The sequence below is a fragment of the Hymenobacter qilianensis genome, from assembly GCF_014638675.1.
GTDB classification, from domain to species: Bacteria; Bacteroidota; Bacteroidia; order Cytophagales; family Hymenobacteraceae; genus Hymenobacter; species Hymenobacter qilianensis.
In genome coordinates this window covers 1117452-1133909 of sequence record NZ_BMFN01000002.1, presented here as the reverse complement: position 1 = coordinate 1133909, position 16458 = coordinate 1117452, and the positions used below count along the sequence as shown (strand labels likewise).

Sequence of the window (16458 nt, the reverse complement as noted above, 5' to 3'; positions counted from 1 at the left end):
AAGTAAAAGGGCCGACCTCTGTGAAGAAGTCGGCCCTTTCGGTAATCTACAATTTACTTGCCCTTGCCCTTGTCGGTCACGTCATCGGCGTCTGTCTCGGGGGCTTCCTCTGGCCGCTCGTCGCTGGCCAGATTCGTCTTTTCACCACTCTTGCTTACCGCAAAGACTAGCTCTTCAGCACCTTCTGCGTAATCAGCCGTGATGATATCACCCTGCGCAATCTCAGCTTTAAGGATTTCCTCCGCAATCGGATCTTCGATGTACTTCTGGATAGCCCGGTTCAGCGGACGTGCACCATACTTCGGATCGTAGCCTTTGTCAGCTACAAAGTCCTTAGCGGCTTCCGTCAACTCAACTTTGTAGCCCAGTGTCTGAATACGCGACAGCAACTTAGCCAGCGAGATGTCGATGATCTTGTGGATGTCTTTCTTCTCCAAAGAGTTGAAGACAATCACATCGTCCAAACGGTTGAGGAACTCCGGTGAGAAGGTCTTGCGCAAAGCATTCGTAATGGTGCCCTTCATGATATCATCCATGTTCTCCATCCGGTTTTTCGTGCCGAAGCCGATACCCGCACCGAAGTCCTGCAAGTCGCGGGCACCGATGTTAGAGGTCATGATGATAATCGTGTTGCGGAAGTCCACCTTGCGGCCCAAGCCGTCAGTTAGGATACCGTCGTCAAGTACTTGCAGAAGCAGGTTGTACACGTCGGGGTGAGCCTTCTCAATCTCGTCGAGCAGGATAACCGAATAAGGCTTACGACGGATTTTTTCCGTCAGCTGACCGCCTTCTTCGTAACCCACGTAGCCGGGAGGTGCGCCCACCAGGCGCGATACGCTGAACTTTTCCATGTACTCACTCATGTCGATACGCACGAGTGAATCCTCTTTGTCGAAGAGATAAGTAGACAGGACCTTAGCTAGCTCCGTCTTACCTACACCCGTTGGGCCAAGGAAAACGAATGAGCCGATAGGCTTCTTTGGGTCTTTCAAGCCTACACGCGTACGTTGGATAGCTTTCACCAATTGCTTGATGGCTTTATCCTGGCCAATTACTTTGCCTTGCAGTTCCTCACCCATGTTGAGCAGCTTAGCGCTTTCATTCTGGGCAACACGTACTACCGGAATGCCGGTCATCATGGCGATTACCTCGGCCACGTTTTCCTCTTTCACAGTGTAGCGCTTCTTCTTGGTCTCATCTTCCCAGCTTTTCTTAGCTGAGTCGAGTTGTTCCAGAAGCTTCTTCTCTTTGTCACGAAGCTGAGCGGCTTCCTCGTATTTCTGCGACTTTACCACGCGGTTTTTCTCCACCTTGATGTTCTCGATCTGCTCTTCGAGCTTGAGAATATCTTCGGGAACCACAATGTTGTTGATGTGCACGCGGGCACCAGCTTCGTCGAGAATATCGATGGCTTTGTCTGGCAGGAAACGGTCGGACATGTAACGATCAGAAAGCTTCACGCACGACTCAATAGCCTTATCAGTATAGATAACGTGGTGGTGATCCTGATACTTGTCCTTGATGTTGTGCAGGATTTCAATCGTTTCCTCAGGTGTAGTGGGGTCTACCATTACCATCTGGAAACGACGTGCCAAGGCACCATCTTTCTCGATGTACTGACGATACTCGTCGAGCGTAGTAGCACCGATGCATTGAATCTCGCCACGGGCCAGAGCCGGCTTGAACATGTTGGAAGCGTCAAGTGAGCCGGAAGCTCCACCAGCGCCTACAATCGTGTGCAGCTCGTCAATAAAGAGGATAACGTCGGGCGACTTTTCCAGCTCGTTCATCACGGCCTTCATGCGCTCCTCAAATTGCCCCCTGTACTTGGTGCCAGCCACCAGCGAAGCCAGATCCAGCGTCACCACGCGCTTGCCGAACAGTACACGCGATACTTTCTTCTGAATAATGCGCAGAGCGAGGCCTTCTGCAATAGCAGTTTTACCAACACCAGGCTCACCGATGAGGATAGGGTTGTTCTTTTTGCGGCGCGACAGAATCTGAGCTACGCGCTCGATTTCTTTCTCACGACCTACGATGGGGTCAAGCTTATCTTCCTCGGCCAGTTTGGTCAGGTCGCGGCCGAAGTTATCGAGCACAGGCGTGCGCGACTTCTCGCCGGGCTTTTTAGCAGCTGAGCTACTGCCCGAGCTGCTACCACGGCTGGAGCCGCCAAAGAGCTTGTCGTTGTCGTCGTCGTCGGTGTCAGGGGCGCGGTCGGTGGGGGCAGGGTTGCCGTGATAGTCCAGCGAGTCGCGTACGGATTCGTAGTTCACGTTGAATTTGCTGAGAATTTGCGAAGAAATATTGTCTTCATCGCGCAGAATCGACAACAGCAGATGCTCGGTGCCGATAATTTCGCTCTTGAAGATTTTAGCCTCTAGATAGGTAATCTTGAGTACTTTCTCGGTTTGTTTGGTCAGCGGAATAGAGCCGGTGATGCTCGTGCCTTGCGTAGCCGTGTTGCGGGTTGCTTGTTCCAGTGCGTACTTAAGCTCTTCCACCGACACACCCAATTTCTTGAGCAGTCCGATGGCAGTGCCTTCGCCTTCGCGGATCATGCCCAGCAGCAGGTGTTCGGTGCCGATATAATCGTGCCCGAGCCGGATGGCTTCTTCCCGGCTCAAAGAGATGACCTCTTTGACTCGATTTGAGAATTTAGCTTCCATGCAGATAAGGTAGTGAAGAAAATATAGATCCCCGCCGGGTAAAGCGGGTTGGGCCGGATCAACCTGAAAACAGGAAAGGGCGGGCGAAGGTTCGGGGGCAGCGCTAAGGAAATCTACGCGAGATAGCTGCCGGCGTTAGGACCCTGCGAAAAGAGCAGGTCCAATATGCTTAAATCAGGAACAAATTGCAGGCCAAAGGTCTGCGAATAAGCCCGCACCCGGCTGGGTTCGGACGGAGTGTCAGGTTCGGGGTAAGCGGGCGCTTTGGGTGTCAGCCAATCGCGTCGGTCGCGCACCGTAGGGTCGGGGTAGGAGGGGTGATACTCTGTAGTAAATACCACCGGAATTCGCATCCGCAGGCATCGTAGGTAGAAGTGCAGTAGGTTAAGGTTGAGGTCAAAAAGCAGCGGTGGTTTTTGTACGTAGATATCGTGCAAATAGTCGGCGTAATATTCAAAATACGGACTGCCGCCATACGCGGTTTGCAGGGTGCGCCAGTGCTGGTGCACCCAATTTTGCCGATAATCTATCTCTAGCTCCGCGGTTTTGACTTTCTTGCTGCGATTACCATCTACTACAGGCACTGTCAGGGGCTTTACGCCCTGAGCAGTAAGTATAAGACACCGATTACGATAGGTTTGTTTGCGATAGTTTTCCTGACTCTCTACTAACAAAGAGTCGGTCCCTACTAGTTCGGCAAAGAAAGCAATCGGCGGATTATATGGTAATTCAGATAAAACGGGCATGATGCTGGCAAGTCGGGCGCGGAAAGCGGAAACGCTGCAATAGTAAGCAGATCGGGAGTACTTTTGACCGCCATTAATCAGCCAAAATGACAAAATCATTTGCCCTTCGGTTGCTTGTAGCATTGCTTATGCTCAGCAATACCTTAGCAGCTCAAGCTCAAAAAACGGGCTTACTGCTCGATGTAGTCCGCTTTCGCAATGAAAATACCGTTACGAAAGGCGCCGTAGTAGAATTGTACGTGACGGTGCCCGGCAACGCTCTGATTTATCGTAAACGGGCTCCCAAAATATTTCAGGCGGCGGCGGCGGTTACGCTGGAAGCAGTGCGCGCGGATGGCTCGGCGGCCTATCAGGAAACCATTACGCTGAAACCGCCTGTGCTGAATGACACGAGTATCGCGCTGAAAAACCCGATCAGTTTCCAGAAGCGCATCGAACTTCCCGATGGGCAGTATACACTTCGGGCTAAAGTGCAGGATCAAACGAGTAAAAAGAACCTCGCCACCATCGAGCAACCGCTTGTGCTGGACTTTAATGAATCTAAAACGCGCTTGAGCGACATTGTGCTGCTAGCGCGACCAGCCGGCCGCTCTGCCGTGCCGGGAGATAATTTTACCCGTGGCGGCTATAGCCTTGCGCGTACGCCCAACGGCCTATACGCCCGCGGTGCCGACCGCTTGGCTTGGTACGCCGAACTATACGATGCACCTTCGCCCATTGTGCTGGCTACTCGCTGCCGCATACGCCCGGCAGCGGGCGGCGCTGATGTGCTAACTTCTGCCGGCCTGGCCCGCGCCGTGGCTGGTGGACCGCATCTGGTATTAGGGGATATGAATATTGCCAACCTGATGGCCGGCGACTATGATCTGATCATGGAAGTACGCGACGCCAAAGGCAAACTTTTGACTTCAATTACCACGCGCCTGCAACGCCGCCCCGACGAATACGCGCCCGCCGCGGCTACCCTGCCCCGATGAAAAAAGCCCCCCAGAACACCTATCCGTGGTATTACTGCCCCTTGGAGTGGCTGCTGACTGGCCTGGCGCATCTGCCGCTCTCAGTGCTGTACGTGGTGGCCGATGGGTTTTATCTGGTGATGGCCTACGGGCTGCGCTATCGGCAAAGGGTGGTGCTGGAAAACCTGCGTAATTCTTTTCCGGAGAAAACCGAGGCGCAGATTCAGCAGTTGGCGAAGAAGTTTTACCGACACTTTGCTGAACTGCTGATCGAAATTCTGAAGCTGGGGGGCATTTCTGCGGCTGAGTTGAAGCAACGGGTATTTATGCCCAACCCGGAAGTGCTGGAGAAGCTGCTGGCCAAAGGGGGCCCGGTGCTGGCTTTGGGCTCGCATGCCGGCAACTGGGAATGGATTATTACGGCTGGCGCCGTGTGGCTGGGGCCGCGGGCCGATGGGGTGTATAAGCCGCTTACAAACCCGTTTTTTGAAGACTTTGTGTACCGGCTGCGCACCCAAACGGGAGCCCGACTGGTGCCCATGCGCGATACGCTGCGCCACCTGGTGCGCCACCGCAACCAAGGCCGGGTGCTAAGCATGCTCAGCGACCAAAGCCCCAGCCGCGCCGACCAGCAATACTGGACAACGTTTCTGCACCAGGATACCGCCTTTTATACCGGCGCCGATAAGCTGGCTGCCCAGTTTAAGTGCCCCGTCGTGTACGTGAGCATTCGGCGGCAGCGGCGCGGGTATTATGAGATGCACCTCACGGAACTCTACGATGGCGAAACCCCGCTACCCAAAGACGGCCACCAAATAACCGAAGCGTTTGCCCGCCAGCTGGAGCTTGATATACAAGCTGCTCCGGCTGATTACCTCTGGTCGCATCGGCGCTGGAAACACAAAAGGGAGAAATTGTGAAGTGGTGAAATGGTGAGTTAGCTGTTGCAGCGGCGCAGTTTGTGCCTTCAGAACAGCTAACTCACCATTTCACCACTTCACAATTTTACCTTACAGATACTGCTCAATATCGCCGGCGCCTTGGCGGATGATGTCGAAATCATCATTGGTGCAGTCGACGACGGTGCTGGCGATGTTGTTGCCGAAGCCGCCATCAATAACCAGATCTACCAGCGGGCGATACTTCTCAAAAATCAGGTCCGGGTCGGTAGAGTATTCAATCAGCGTATCTTCATCGTGAATGGAAGTGCTGACGATGGGATTGCCCAACTCGCGCACCAGACCCAGGCAAATATTATGGTCGGGAACGCGGATGCCCACCGTTTTGCGCTTTACGCCGCCGTAGCGGGGGGCTTTTGGGCTCGCCTCAAAAATAAACGTAAACGGACCGGGCAGGGCCTTTTTCAGCACTTTGTACACCGGCGTCGTGATGCCGTGGGCGTAATCGGTGATGTGCGAAAGGTCGTTGCAGATAAACGACAGGTTGGCTTTTTCAGGATGAATGCCCTTGATGCGGCAAAGCTTTTCGACGGCTTTCGCGTTGTGAATGTCGCAGCCCAGGCCATAAATCGTATCCGTGGGATAAATAATTACTCCTCCTTTGCGCAACACTTCTACGGCTTGCAGCAAACGGTTTTGGGGCGGATTATCGGGGTGGATGCGAAGCAGGGTAGCGGACATGAGCGGGCGGATATAAGGTGAAAAACGAAAAGAAACTGGCGCCGGGCCGGGATCAGGCAAGATACTGCGGGCGCTAATTAACAGTCACTCCTTCGCATTTTTTTTGCTGAAGGTTGCTGTTTGCACTCTTTAAATCCAAAAAAAGCCCCCCAACCAAACGTAATCGAACACTGGGGGGCTTTTTTCGCGTTAGCAAAACCGGAAGTCTAGAACGTGTACTTTTGGGCCCGAAAAATCAAGCTGGCTAAAGGCGTGCTGCGCGCCGCCGGTTTATTCTTATTAGCCGTATCTCTCTTCGCTTATGTCCCAAATTTCCCGTGCCGAATCCAAAGCCAAAGCCCAGAAACGCCGCAACCGCTACGCTGCCGTGGTAGCGGTGCTGGGCGTGCTGTTCGTGTCGTTCTCGTATTATTTCTACCAGGTTTTCTACACGCCCAACGTCGAAACGAAAGGCCAGCCGACGTATCTGCTTATTCGGCAGGGACAGAGCTACAAGGCCGTGATGGATTCGATTGACGCCAAGAACGTCATCATTGACCGGCTTTCTTTTCGCTTCGTGGCCAAGCTGATGAAGTATGATGAACTGGTGAAGCCCGGCCGCTACGAGCTGAAAGATGGCTACACTAACCGCGAAATGATCAACGACTTACGGCGCGGTATTCAGTCGCCGCTCAGCCTGACTTTTCAGAATATCCGTCTGCGCCAAGATTTGGCCAAGAAGCTCGGCACCACCATCGACGCCCGGCCGCACGAGTTCGATAGCCTGCTCAGTAGCCCCAGCTACACCCGCTCCCTGGGCTTCGACACGACAAGTATTCTGGGCATGTTTATCCCTAATACCTACGAGCTGTACTGGAATACTTCGGCCGAAAACCTCATGCAGCGCATGAAAAAGGAGTACGAAAAGTTCTGGACCCCGGCCCGCGACGCCAAAGCCAAAGCGCTGGGCCTGACCCGGGCTCAGGTAAGCACCCTGGCCAGCATCGTGGAAGCCGAGCAGCAGCAGCACGCCGACGAGCGCCCACGCGTGGCTGGTGTTTACCTCAACCGCTTAGAGCGCGGCATGCTGCTCCAGGCCGACCCCACGGTGGTATACGCCAACGGCGACTTCGGCATCAAACGCGTACTCAACGTACACTTGGCCAAAGACTCGCCATACAACACGTACAAATACAAAGGTTTGCCCCCCGGACCCATCAACTTGCCCAGCATTGCTAGCATCGATGCCGTGCTCAACCCCGAAAAGCACCAATACATTTATTTCTGCGCCAAAGAGGACTTCAGCGGCTACCACGCCTTCGCCACCAACGAGCGCGACCACCTACTGAATGCCCGCCGTTATCAGGCTGCTCTCACGCGGAGCGGCATTATGAAGTAACTGAGCTTCGTTTTGGTAAACAATAAGTAAATATTTTTTACTCGGGATTAAGGTGATTACGAATAAGTTGAGTTTGGAAGATTACAATCAAACCTTTCAATCACCAATGCAAGATGTTACTAGTACGGCAGAGCAAATAGTAGATATATGGCCGTATGTTGACGTGATACCAGCTATTGATTTGGATGGATTTGAAATTATGGATGTAGTATATGTTTATCTAAATCCTAATGGACTTTTTGAGCATGTGTTCATTGGGACGCAAGACAAAAACGTGTTTTTGGTAATTATTATAAACACAAGCGAATTGAAAATTCAAGGTCATTACTTACTCAACTTAGTTGAGATGTACAGCTTAACAGAGGAATAACTATGTACACTTCCGACATCCAAATCCGCGTCCGCTATGCCGAAACCGACCAGATGGGCTACGTGTACCACGGCAACTATGCCGCTTACTTCGAAGTAGCCCGTACGGAAGCTTTTCGGCAATTAGGAATCCGGTATAAAGATTTGGAGGCTGATGGAGTTGGCATGCCGGTAGGAGAGATACGCACCCGGTTTCGCCGGCCCGCCCGCTACGACGACCTGCTGACGGTGCGACTAATGCTGCGCCAGCCGGCGGAAGGGTCGAGAGTGTTATTCGAGTACGAGATTTACAATGAAGCCCTGGAGTTGCTCACCGAAGGCCACACGCTGATGGTGTTTGTAAGCACAGCGACGGGGCGGCCGGTTCCTATCCCGGAGGCTATCCTAAACAAGCTCGCGCCTTACTTTACCGACGACGAAAAGGCTGGGCCGCTAACGCCTGCATCGTCCAAATTGCCCCCCGACGCGCCTGCGCCAGCGGCATTTGCTCCCAAAAAGAATAAGTAATAGCTCTCATTTCCAAGCAGCTTCTACTTGTGAAAAACGGCGGCAAAGAAGGAAAGTAAGAAGCAATGAACACCTTCTGGGGGACAAATTGTTATGCCGATTGTACGTTGACCGTTGATCTATGAGAAACCCCGTTCGCCGCTACCACTACTCCGAGGTGCGCCGCCGGCGTTCATACCGCAAGTTCATCGTGTGGCTCAAGCGCCTGCGCTTCAACCACGGCCAGGCGTCGGTATATGATGTGCTCGACCGTATGATTCAGGAGTTGAAGCTGGACAGCGTTACCAAGCGGGCCAGCTATATGGCGTTCAACTTCACCATCGCCATTTTTCCCACTATCATCTTCCTGTTCACGCTCATTCCCTATATCCCTATTCCGCAGCTAAACATTGATATTCTGCAGTTTCTGCGCGATATCATGCCCCGCGAAATGTATGTAGCCACCGCCGATACCATTGAAGATATCATCAATATTCCGCACGGCGGGTTGCTGTCTTTTGGTTTTCTGACGGCCCTGGTGCTATCCTCCAATGGCATTATGGCCCTGTTGGATGCATTCGAGAAGAAATATCCGTCGTTCAAGCGCCGAACCTACGTGCGCAAGCGTGTCATTGCCACCCTGCTGACCATCGTGCTGTCGTTCGTGCTATTGTTCGCCATAGCGGGCATTTTCTTCGGCACTTACATCATCGACACGCTGGTATTCTACGAAATAGTGCCTGCTGAGCTGACTAATCAGCTCATTAGTTTACTGAAATATGGGTCAGTGGCCGGGCTGTTTCTTCTCGTTACATGCGTGATTTATTATTACGTGCCGCCCGTGCACGACAAATGGCCCTTCCTGTCGGCAGGCGCTGTAGTAGCTACGCTGCTGATCTTTCTGGTGTCCTTTCTGTTCATTCTATACATCAAGATTTTTGACAGCTACAACCACTTTTATGGCTCTATAGGTACGCTGGTGGGCTTTATGGTGTGGCTGGATTTTGTGTGCATGACTCTGATTCTGGGCTTCGAGGTAAACGTCAGTATTGATGCCGTTACGGGGCGTTTGCGAACCGTTGCAAACCTGCCAGTAGCCCTGAGCGGCCGGCATCTGGCAGCGGTTGGAAAAGCATAAAAGGCACAAAGCGTAAAATTTCTACTATAATTACGCTGTAGTTATTGCTAATTGTCAATTGCCTCTTACTTTTGCCGTCCCCAAACCGCCTAATTGGGGGAACGTTAGAGAGGTGGCAGAGTGGTCGAATGCGACGGATTCGAAATCCGTTATACCGGCAACGGTATCGGGGGTTCGAATCCCCCCCTCTCTGCAAGAACAGTTAGTACGCGTGACCTAGAGAGCTGGCAGAGTGGTCGATTGCGGCGGTCTTGAAAACCGTTGAGGGTTAAACCTCCGGGGGTTCGAATCCCTCGCTCTCTACAAAAAGCCCCCCGCTTCCATTTTGGAAGCGGGGGGCTTTTCTTTTACTTCTAAAGTAGGCGTATTTATTATCGCTGGGGGCTTTTTTTAAGCTTTTTTCCACTTAATAGTGCAGCCAACGGCTTTCGTTGAGTTGGTAGCAGCAGGTTTGCCAGCCATAATATCGGTGAGGGCATTCTCTACGTACTTGGTTTTCACGGCCGTAGGCTCCTCCGAATTATCATCTATGGCACCGATGTAGGCCACTTTTAGAGCGTTGCCATGGCGGGTGAGCACGTAGAGGTGAGGTGTGCGCGTAGCACCATAAGTCTGCGCTACGTTCTGCGTTTCATCGAGCAGGTAGGGGAAGGGGTATTTTTTGCTGGTGGCGCGGGCCTGCATCTTCTCAAACGAGTCGCCGGGCGCTACGGCTGGGTCGTTGGGGTTGATGGCCACTACGGGGTAGCCCTGGGGGGCAAATTTCTTGTGCAGATCAATAATGCGGCTTTCATAGGCCTGAGCGTAAGGGCAGGTGTTGCAGGTAAACACCACGATAAAGCCCTTGGCCGCCTTGTTGTCGGCCAGCGACATGAGCTTGCCGTCCACGTTTTTTAGCTTAAAGTCGGTGGCGGTGTCGCCTACCTGATAGCCGCCGGAAGGCCGGACAAAAGCGCTCAGCAACACGAGGCCGAAGCAAAGGACGAAGAAGGAGGTTAGCTTTTTCATCGGGAGGCAAACGGGTTAAAAGTGGAAAAATACGCGCCAGACCACCTGGCTAGCGCAAAAACTTGGTGAGCTGCGCGGTTAGCTCGGCTTGGGTAAACTCCTGCTCGAAGCCGGCGCGCTTTTGTTTTTTGTTGTTGAGCATCAGCGTAAAAGGAATTGCCCCCGACCAATTATCATCTACTTTACCGAGCCAGGTGTTCGGGTCCGTTTCGTTGAGCAGCAGCACTTCCGACTTAAGCCCACGCTTCTGCACAAACGGCTTTACCTTTTTATCCAGCTGAGAAGCATAGTCCAAACTTACCAGCAGCACCTTTACTTTTTGGCCGGCGTAGGTTTTATTGGCCTGTTCAAAATATGGCAGCTCCTTAATGCAGGGGCCACACCACGTTGCCCAGAAATTGACCACATACGTTGTATCGTTGGGCTGGCTCAGGCGCTTTTGCAAGGCCGGAAACTTTACTACTTCCACTTGCTGGGCCTGGCCCGGCGTAGCTAGTAGCAAGAATGAGCTGATTATAAGGAGCTTGATGAATGACATAGTGACTAAACGTGGTAGGTGCGGCTTTGGTACGAAGCACAACTGAAAATTAGGGAGTCGCATCTGGCGTGGCCGATTGCTAAATTTTTGTCTTATCCGGTTAAGATACTAGATGATACCTTGAGTATTTTAATGTAAACAATGGCCACAAACGTGGAGTTTGCCGTTTAGTGAGCTTTACAAACCAAACTGTGCCTGATAACACCAGTTCTGCGTCCGTCCTGGCTCCACCTATAGCCCAGAAAAAGTCGCGGCGGTGGGGCAAAGGGTTGCTTATAGCAGCCGTCATACTTGTGGCGGTGGTTGGCACCGTACTTTTTTTGCTTGATCCCTGGCTGCGCCGCACGCTGGAGCGTCAGGTCACAACGGCTTCTAAAGGCTATTACCAACTACAGATAGGAGAGCTGAAAACCAGCTTATGGCACCGCTCACTGACCTTGCGGGGGCTCCGGCTGCGCTCTGCTGCCACACCTGCCAACCACAGCCGGCTTCCCCGCCTGCGGGCCGATGTTGAGTTGGTGCGTTTGCAAGGAATCGGGCTGCTGGCTTTGTTGCGGCGCAAGGAAGTGCCCCTGGATACCGTGCTCGTGCAAAACGCGCGTCTGGGAGTTGGTAAAATGCCCCCCAGATCTCCCGGTTCATCTAAAGCACTGCACGAGCAGCTGCCGCTGCAAATGGAAGGGATTCGGGTAGAAAATCTTGTTTTGATTAATCTGGGGGGCAATTATTCGCCTGCTCAACAACCCATAGCTACACTGCGCCGCGCAGATCTGATAGCGCGCGATATTCTTATTAGCGCGGCCGGTGCCCAAGACTCGCAGCGACTAGGGTATGCGCGCAGCCTCGCATTTCACCTCGCCAATGTGGAGGGGCAGGCCCGGCAGCATAAAGGGAGCTTCGGAGCCCTCCGCTTTTCCACAGATCGGCAGCGGCTGGAACTGGATTCTCTGCGAGTGCAGCCGGTGCAGAATACCAGCACTGGATCCGCGCCACGGCTTACGCTCGCTTTGCCCCGCCTGCGCCTCACGGGCCTGAAAGCAATGCAGCTAGCCCGGCAGCAGCTACAAGCCGATTCGCTTATCCTCACGGCTCCCGACGTTACTTTTATCGCCAGCACCAGCAAGCAGCCCACCAAAACCAAAGCGATACATGAGCAGCTGCCGCCTTGGTTGCGTCGGTGCGTTTTGCGCTACGTAGCCTTATCTGGGGGGCAAATGCGGCTGCCCGGCCTGAGCGTGGCGCCTGTAGTTCGGGCCATTGAAGTAAAAGGCAATGATTTATGGGTTGATTCGCTGAGCGCCCTCGATACAAAGCGCATTTTCTATGCCCGCGCCTGGCGGGTAAGCACCGGGCCTGCTACGGGCCTGATCGATGCTCCTTATTACCGGGCCCGCTACGAAAAGCTGGTGTTGGATACTAGCACGGGCCTGGCCCAGGCTGATGGCCTGACGCTTACACCCACCATGAGTACGCCGGAGTTTGCCCTCCGCAAAGCCCAGTCTGTGCCCCGCATGGTCGTCCAGATTCCGCAGCTACGGCTCGCGGGCCTCGATTATGGCCTATTAGCACGCGAAGGAAACCTGGTGGCGGGTTTGCTGGAGCTGCGCAACCCGCGTTTTCAGGTAACCAGCAACGCCAATTATCCGCAGCCGGCGCGGCCTTCCTCCGTTACGCCGGAGCAGCTGCAAAAGCTGCCTTTTCGCTTGAATGTAGCGCTGGCCCGAATCGTCAACTTCAACTTTCGCAGCGCCGAAATCGTCAAGGGCGGCTCCGTGCCGGGCATATTTACTCTCACCCGGTTCAACGCCAGCATTACGCATCTGACCAATGTTCCCGCCGTTGCTGCTGCCCACCCAAGTATCGGGCGCGTGTCAGGATGGCTGCAAGATAAATGTCTGGTGGAAGGCGTGTTTCGCTTCAATCTGCGCGACCCCCAGGGTGGGCACAGCTTTACCGGGAGCTTCGGGCCGGCGCCCTTTGCTATTCTGAATTCCGTGAGCGAACCTGCGGCGTTCATTCGTTTTGACAAAGGCCGCGTGGAGCGAATTCTGTGTAAGGTGCAGTTTACTAAGCAGGGCGCCAATGGCACGCTGTGGGCGCGCTACTCAGATCTGAAAGTTTCGTTGTTGAAAAAGAAACCGGGCCCCGATAAGAAAAATCTGCTCACCCGCGCGGGCTCCTTGCTGACCAACACCTTCATCGTGCGCGATAATAATCCGCGCAAACCCAGTCAGCGTCTGGAGCCCGGCCCGGTACAGATAGACCGCGACCTACGCTACTCGGTGTTTCGGGTGTGGCGCGTGGCCGTGGTTGATGGCATGCTCAGCAGCTTTGGCGTACCCGAGGTTATTGCTGATAAAGTGGAATAAACCTCTGCTCTTCGTAGTCGATAAAAGCGGCATATGGCGCACAAATCAAGAAGGCCGGTATCTTTAGATAAAAATGCCCCCAGTGCTTTTTAAGCCAAATAGACAAAGCAGCGAAATAGGTGTAGGGGTTAGATAACTCCTGTTCAGCTTTCGCGTACTGCCTATTCTAAAAGTCCAACTTTCAGCACCTTACCTCTTGCTTCTAAACACTACTATGCTGAAATGGCTTTTTTCCGCTCTGGCAGCTCTGTTGTTTTGTGCGCCATCCGCTTCTGCCTACTCTGTACTCACTCATCAGGCCAACATCGATTCGACGTTTGACGTGTGCCTAGTGCCGCTTATTAAAAGCCGCTTTGGCGCTGCCACCCGCGAGGAGTGGATAGAGGCCAAGTCATACGCCTACGGGGGGGCAATTATTCAGGATATGGGCTTTTATCCATTTGGCTCTAAGTTATTTACCAATCTGACACATTACGTACGCAGCGGCGACTTCGTGCGCAATCTGCTCGATGAGGCCCATGACCGCAATGAGTATGCTTTCGCTTTGGGTGCCTTGGCTCATTATGTAGCTGATATCAAAGGCCATCCGGCGGGTACCAACGTAGCTATGGCCTCCGTGTACCCCGATCTGAAGGCTAAGTTTGGTTCGGCTATTACCTACCACGAAGCGCCCGTGCAGCATACTCAGCTCGAGTTTGCCTTCGATGTGGTGCAGTTGGCCAGTGGTCGGTATCGCTCGGCCGACTACCAAAGCTTTATTGGTTTTCAGGTGAGCAAACCCGTTCTGGAGCGCGCTTTTTTGAAAACCTATGGCTTGGAGTTGGGGCAGGTATTAGCCAATGTAGACTTGGCGGTGGGCAGCTACCGCTTTGCCGTGCGCCAGCTCATTCCGATTGCCGCCCGCGCGGCCTGGCACGCCGAGCGCGACGAAATCAGGAAGCTGAGCCCCCGGGCCCGGCGCCGCGACTATATGTACCGGCAAAGTGAGCGGGAATATCGCCGCCAGTATGGCACTGACTACCAGAAGCCTGGGTTTGGAGCCCGGATGTTATCGCTGGTGGTGCGGGTGCTGCCCAAAATTGGCCCCCTGCAGCCTTTCGCCTTCAAACTGCCTACTCCTGAGGCGCAAGAGCTGTTTAAGAAAAGCGTCCGCATCGTGATGAGGGAGTATTGCAACCTGGCGCAGCAGGAACAAACGGCTAAATCGCCCCCACTGCCGAATGCCGACTTCGATACCGGGCGTCCCACACGCGCGGGCGAGTATGCTCTCGCCGACGAAACCTACGGGGAATGGGTGCGCAAACTCGCCGACAAGAAGTTCGACAACATCTCGGCCCCACAGCGGCAGAACATCCTGGCTTTCTTTGGTGATATGTCGAAGCTGCCCGTGGATGAGGAGGAAAAGGAAGCCAAGAACCTGGAAAAAACCCGCGCAGCACTCGAAGAGCTGCGAAACATGCAGGCGCCCGTAGTGAAGGAAGAGAAGCCTTAGCCGGTAAACAGACCCAACGCGTGTTGCCCTCAGGCTGTTTGCTTAGAGCGTATCAGAGAATTCACGCAACGTCGTTTGCGTCGTGTTTTATCTGGCATTTGCTTGTCGAAGCATGACAGGGAAATCAAATCCCTAAACACGCTTGTATTTGCGCCTGATTCAATCTAGGGGCTTTTTTGGGCTTCTGCTCGGCTAGGGTCGGGAAGTAGCTTCCTGCACCAGATATCCGCTAAGGCGACGCAGAGCGGTTTCGGCCTGCTTAGCTTGGTAGCGAATGTCAAGCAAACGCACTTCGGCATCGAGTTGGCTGCGCTGAGCCACGCGCAAATCCAGGGGCGTGAGCAGACCCAGGCGGTAGCGGGCCAGGGCAATGTTTATGTTTTCGCGGGCCAGCAGAATGTTTTCTTCCTCCAGCTGTAACAGTTGCAGGCGGTTCTGGTAGCGGTTCAGGGCCTGCTCGGTTTCAGCATCTAGGTTCAGGCGGGTCTGATCGAGCAGCAGCTGGCTTTGCTCCTCAATTACGCGGGCATTCTGCTCTAGGCGGCGCTGCTCGAAGCCGTTGAAAAGAGGCACAGTCGCCGTCACTCCGTAGTTCAGCCCCGCGTTGCGGCTAATGTTGGTAGCCAGCTGTGTACCGAAAAAAGCGGCGTTATTGATGTTGCGCGACAGAACGTAACCGCTCGTGAGGTTCACGCGGGGCCAGCGCGCCGAGCGCACCAGGCGCCGCTCGTAGCGGGCCACGTCCACGCCGAGGCGTGCCTGCTGCAATCGTGGGTTTTGGTCAATTACGCCCTGTACAATTTCTTCCGCCTGCAAGCCCGTCACCACCACAATCGAGTCGATGGGCTGAAAGTCGGTAAGGGTGGTGCGGCCGATGAGACTATTGAGGTTAATTTTTGCGGTATTCAGCAATTCCTGCTGTTGCAGGAGCAAGGAACGGTCGGCATTATAGTCTACGCGGGCCGTCAGCACTTCTACTTTCGCACTCACGCCCACGTCTACGCGGCCCTGCGTAAGGTCAATGCGCTGCTGTCCGATGTTGAGCGCTTCTTCCAGCGAGCGAATCTTGCCCGACTCGCGCACTACGTTGAAGTACGCGTCGGTGATGTTGGCCACGCTCTCCTCAATGGTCGCCCGCGTGATTATCTGCTGCTGGCGCTCCAAGGCTTTCAGACGGTCGTAGGCGATGAACATGCCGAGGCCATCAAAAATAGTCCAGTTGAGCGCTACGTTGGCGTTAAGAAAGTTCGACTCGGCCCCGTTGGAAATCCGCGGGGGCTGGTCACCGAGTTGCTGACGTACATCATTAATGTTGAAGGTGCGGGTGAAATTTCCGTTCACGGCCGGCAGCTGACCCGCATTGCCGCGCGTCACGTTATTGCTGACGATCTGCTCGTCGGTGCGCGCTAGCCGAATGCCGTAGTTGTTTTCCAACCCAATCTGAATGGCCTGCTGCAAGGTGAGCGGCGGGGCAGGAGCTACGGTTTGGGGCTTAGCAGTCTGGTCTTGTTGCCCCCACGCCAGCGGCGAAATACTGAACAGCAAAAAAGAGAAAAACAGCGAACGGGAAAACAAGGACATTCTTACCAAGAAAAGGCAGACTACTAAAAAATATGGGCCGTCAGGGCTACGTATCAACCGCTACCTCGGATGAGCACCCTGGGGGGCA

Annotated in this window: 14 protein-coding genes and 2 tRNA genes; 10 read left to right on the top strand and 6 right to left on the bottom strand. The window is 53.9% G+C overall.

Annotated features, from left to right (window positions below):
• Positions 1–53 precede the first annotated feature (53 nt).
• Both IEW06_RS12490 and IEW06_RS12485 read right to left on the bottom strand, forming a co-directional pair.
• Complete coding sequence (locus IEW06_RS12490) at positions 54–2669, bottom strand: ATP-dependent Clp protease ATP-binding subunit (RefSeq protein ID WP_187732819.1); 2616 nt, start codon at positions 2667–2669, stop codon at positions 54–56.
• Between the two features lie 113 nt (positions 2670–2782).
• Positions 2783–3415 (bottom strand): WbqC family protein, encoded by a 633-nt coding sequence (locus IEW06_RS12485; RefSeq protein WP_187732818.1) that lies wholly within the window; start codon positions 3413–3415, stop codon positions 2783–2785.
• A gap of 86 nt (positions 3416–3501) precedes the next feature.
• Between IEW06_RS12485 and IEW06_RS12480 the strand changes: the two genes are divergently transcribed.
• Together IEW06_RS12480 and IEW06_RS12475 are read left to right on the top strand one after the other, a co-directional pair.
• Positions 3502–4392 carry a hypothetical protein gene (locus tag IEW06_RS12480; RefSeq protein ID WP_188548364.1) on the top strand — a complete coding sequence of 297 codons (891 nt, stop codon included), beginning with the start codon at positions 3502–3504 and terminating at the stop codon, positions 4390–4392.
• Positions 4389–5291, top strand: a complete 903-nt coding sequence (locus IEW06_RS12475) for a lysophospholipid acyltransferase family protein (RefSeq protein WP_188548363.1) — start codon at positions 4389–4391, stop codon at positions 5289–5291. Before IEW06_RS12480 ends, IEW06_RS12475 begins: the two co-directional genes overlap by 4 nt.
• Positions 5292–5381: 90 nt before the next feature.
• On the opposite strand, the gene IEW06_RS12470 is transcribed toward IEW06_RS12475, so the two are convergent.
• Complete coding sequence (locus tag IEW06_RS12470) at positions 5382–6011, bottom strand: L-threonylcarbamoyladenylate synthase (RefSeq protein WP_187732816.1); 630 nt, start codon at positions 6009–6011, stop codon at positions 5382–5384.
• 301 nt (positions 6012–6312) lie between these two features.
• Between IEW06_RS12470 and mltG the strand changes: the two genes are divergently transcribed.
• From mltG to IEW06_RS12440, 6 genes are all read left to right on the top strand, one after another.
• Entirely contained in the window at positions 6313–7389 is a 1077-nt protein-coding gene (gene mltG / locus IEW06_RS12465) for an endolytic transglycosylase MltG (protein WP_188548362.1), read from the top strand.
• Between the two features lie 52 nt (positions 7390–7441).
• On the top strand, positions 7442–7759 hold the full coding sequence (locus IEW06_RS12460) for a hypothetical protein (RefSeq protein WP_187732815.1): 318 nt from the start codon (positions 7442–7444) through the stop codon (positions 7757–7759).
• A 2-nt stretch (positions 7760–7761) separates the two neighbouring features.
• Positions 7762–8265, top strand: a complete 504-nt coding sequence (locus tag IEW06_RS12455; RefSeq protein ID WP_187732814.1) for an acyl-CoA thioesterase — start codon at positions 7762–7764, stop codon at positions 8263–8265.
• 121 nt (positions 8266–8386) lie between these two features.
• Entirely contained in the window at positions 8387–9382 is a 996-nt protein-coding gene (locus IEW06_RS12450; protein ID WP_188548361.1) for a YihY/virulence factor BrkB family protein, read from the top strand.
• Between the two features lie 106 nt (positions 9383–9488).
• Positions 9489–9575, top strand: a tRNA-Ser gene (locus tag IEW06_RS12445).
• 25 nt (positions 9576–9600) lie between these two features.
• Positions 9601–9685 (top strand) — tRNA-Ser (locus IEW06_RS12440).
• A gap of 87 nt (positions 9686–9772) precedes the next feature.
• Here the strand turns inward: IEW06_RS12440 and IEW06_RS12435 are convergent.
• Complete coding sequence (locus IEW06_RS12435) at positions 9773–10390, bottom strand: thioredoxin family protein (protein ID WP_187732813.1); 618 nt, start codon at positions 10388–10390, stop codon at positions 9773–9775.
• 49 nt (positions 10391–10439) lie between these two features.
• Positions 10440–10928, bottom strand: coding sequence for a TlpA disulfide reductase family protein (locus IEW06_RS12430; RefSeq protein WP_187732812.1), 489 nt, complete (start codon positions 10926–10928; stop codon positions 10440–10442).
• Between the two features lie 191 nt (positions 10929–11119).
• On the opposite strand from IEW06_RS12430, the gene IEW06_RS12425 reads away from it, so the two are divergent.
• Both IEW06_RS12425 and IEW06_RS12420 read left to right on the top strand, forming a co-directional pair.
• Complete coding sequence (locus IEW06_RS12425; protein WP_188548360.1) at positions 11120–13297, top strand: AsmA family protein; 2178 nt, start codon at positions 11120–11122, stop codon at positions 13295–13297.
• A gap of 214 nt (positions 13298–13511) precedes the next feature.
• Entirely contained in the window at positions 13512–14789 is a 1278-nt protein-coding gene (locus IEW06_RS12420; protein WP_188548359.1) for a zinc dependent phospholipase C family protein, read from the top strand.
• A gap of 192 nt (positions 14790–14981) precedes the next feature.
• On the opposite strand, the gene IEW06_RS12415 is transcribed toward IEW06_RS12420, so the two are convergent.
• Positions 14982–16370 (bottom strand): TolC family protein, encoded by a 1389-nt coding sequence (locus tag IEW06_RS12415; protein ID WP_187732806.1) that lies wholly within the window; start codon positions 16368–16370, stop codon positions 14982–14984.
• Between the last annotated feature and the right edge of the window lie 88 nt (positions 16371–16458).

Bases quoted from the DNA above. Each gene is read 5' to 3' on its own strand.
- IEW06_RS12415 (WP_187732806.1), bottom strand. From the start codon at position 16,370: ATGTCCTTGTTTTCCCGTTCGCTGTTTTTCTCTTTTTTGCTGTTCAGT.
- IEW06_RS12485 (WP_187732818.1), bottom strand. From the start codon at position 3,415: ATGCCCGTTTTATCTGAATTACCATATAATCCGCCGATTGCTTTCTTT.
- mltG (WP_188548362.1), top strand. From the start codon at position 6,313: ATGTCCCAAATTTCCCGTGCCGAATCCAAAGCCAAAGCCCAGAAACGC.
- IEW06_RS12470 (WP_187732816.1), bottom strand. From the start codon at position 6,011: ATGTCCGCTACCCTGCTTCGCATCCACCCCGATAATCCGCCCCAAAAC.
- IEW06_RS12450 (WP_188548361.1), top strand. From the start codon at position 8,387: ATGAGAAACCCCGTTCGCCGCTACCACTACTCCGAGGTGCGCCGCCGG.
- IEW06_RS12480 (WP_188548364.1), top strand. From the start codon at position 3,502: ATGACAAAATCATTTGCCCTTCGGTTGCTTGTAGCATTGCTTATGCTC.
- IEW06_RS12490 (WP_187732819.1), bottom strand. From the start codon at position 2,669: ATGGAAGCTAAATTCTCAAATCGAGTCAAAGAGGTCATCTCTTTGAGC.
- IEW06_RS12430 (WP_187732812.1), bottom strand. From the start codon at position 10,928: ATGTCATTCATCAAGCTCCTTATAATCAGCTCATTCTTGCTACTAGCT.
- IEW06_RS12475 (WP_188548363.1), top strand. From the start codon at position 4,389: ATGAAAAAAGCCCCCCAGAACACCTATCCGTGGTATTACTGCCCCTTG.
- IEW06_RS12420 (WP_188548359.1), top strand. From the start codon at position 13,512: ATGCTGAAATGGCTTTTTTCCGCTCTGGCAGCTCTGTTGTTTTGTGCG.
- IEW06_RS12455 (WP_187732814.1), top strand. From the start codon at position 7,762: ATGTACACTTCCGACATCCAAATCCGCGTCCGCTATGCCGAAACCGAC.
- IEW06_RS12435 (WP_187732813.1), bottom strand. From the start codon at position 10,390: ATGAAAAAGCTAACCTCCTTCTTCGTCCTTTGCTTCGGCCTCGTGTTG.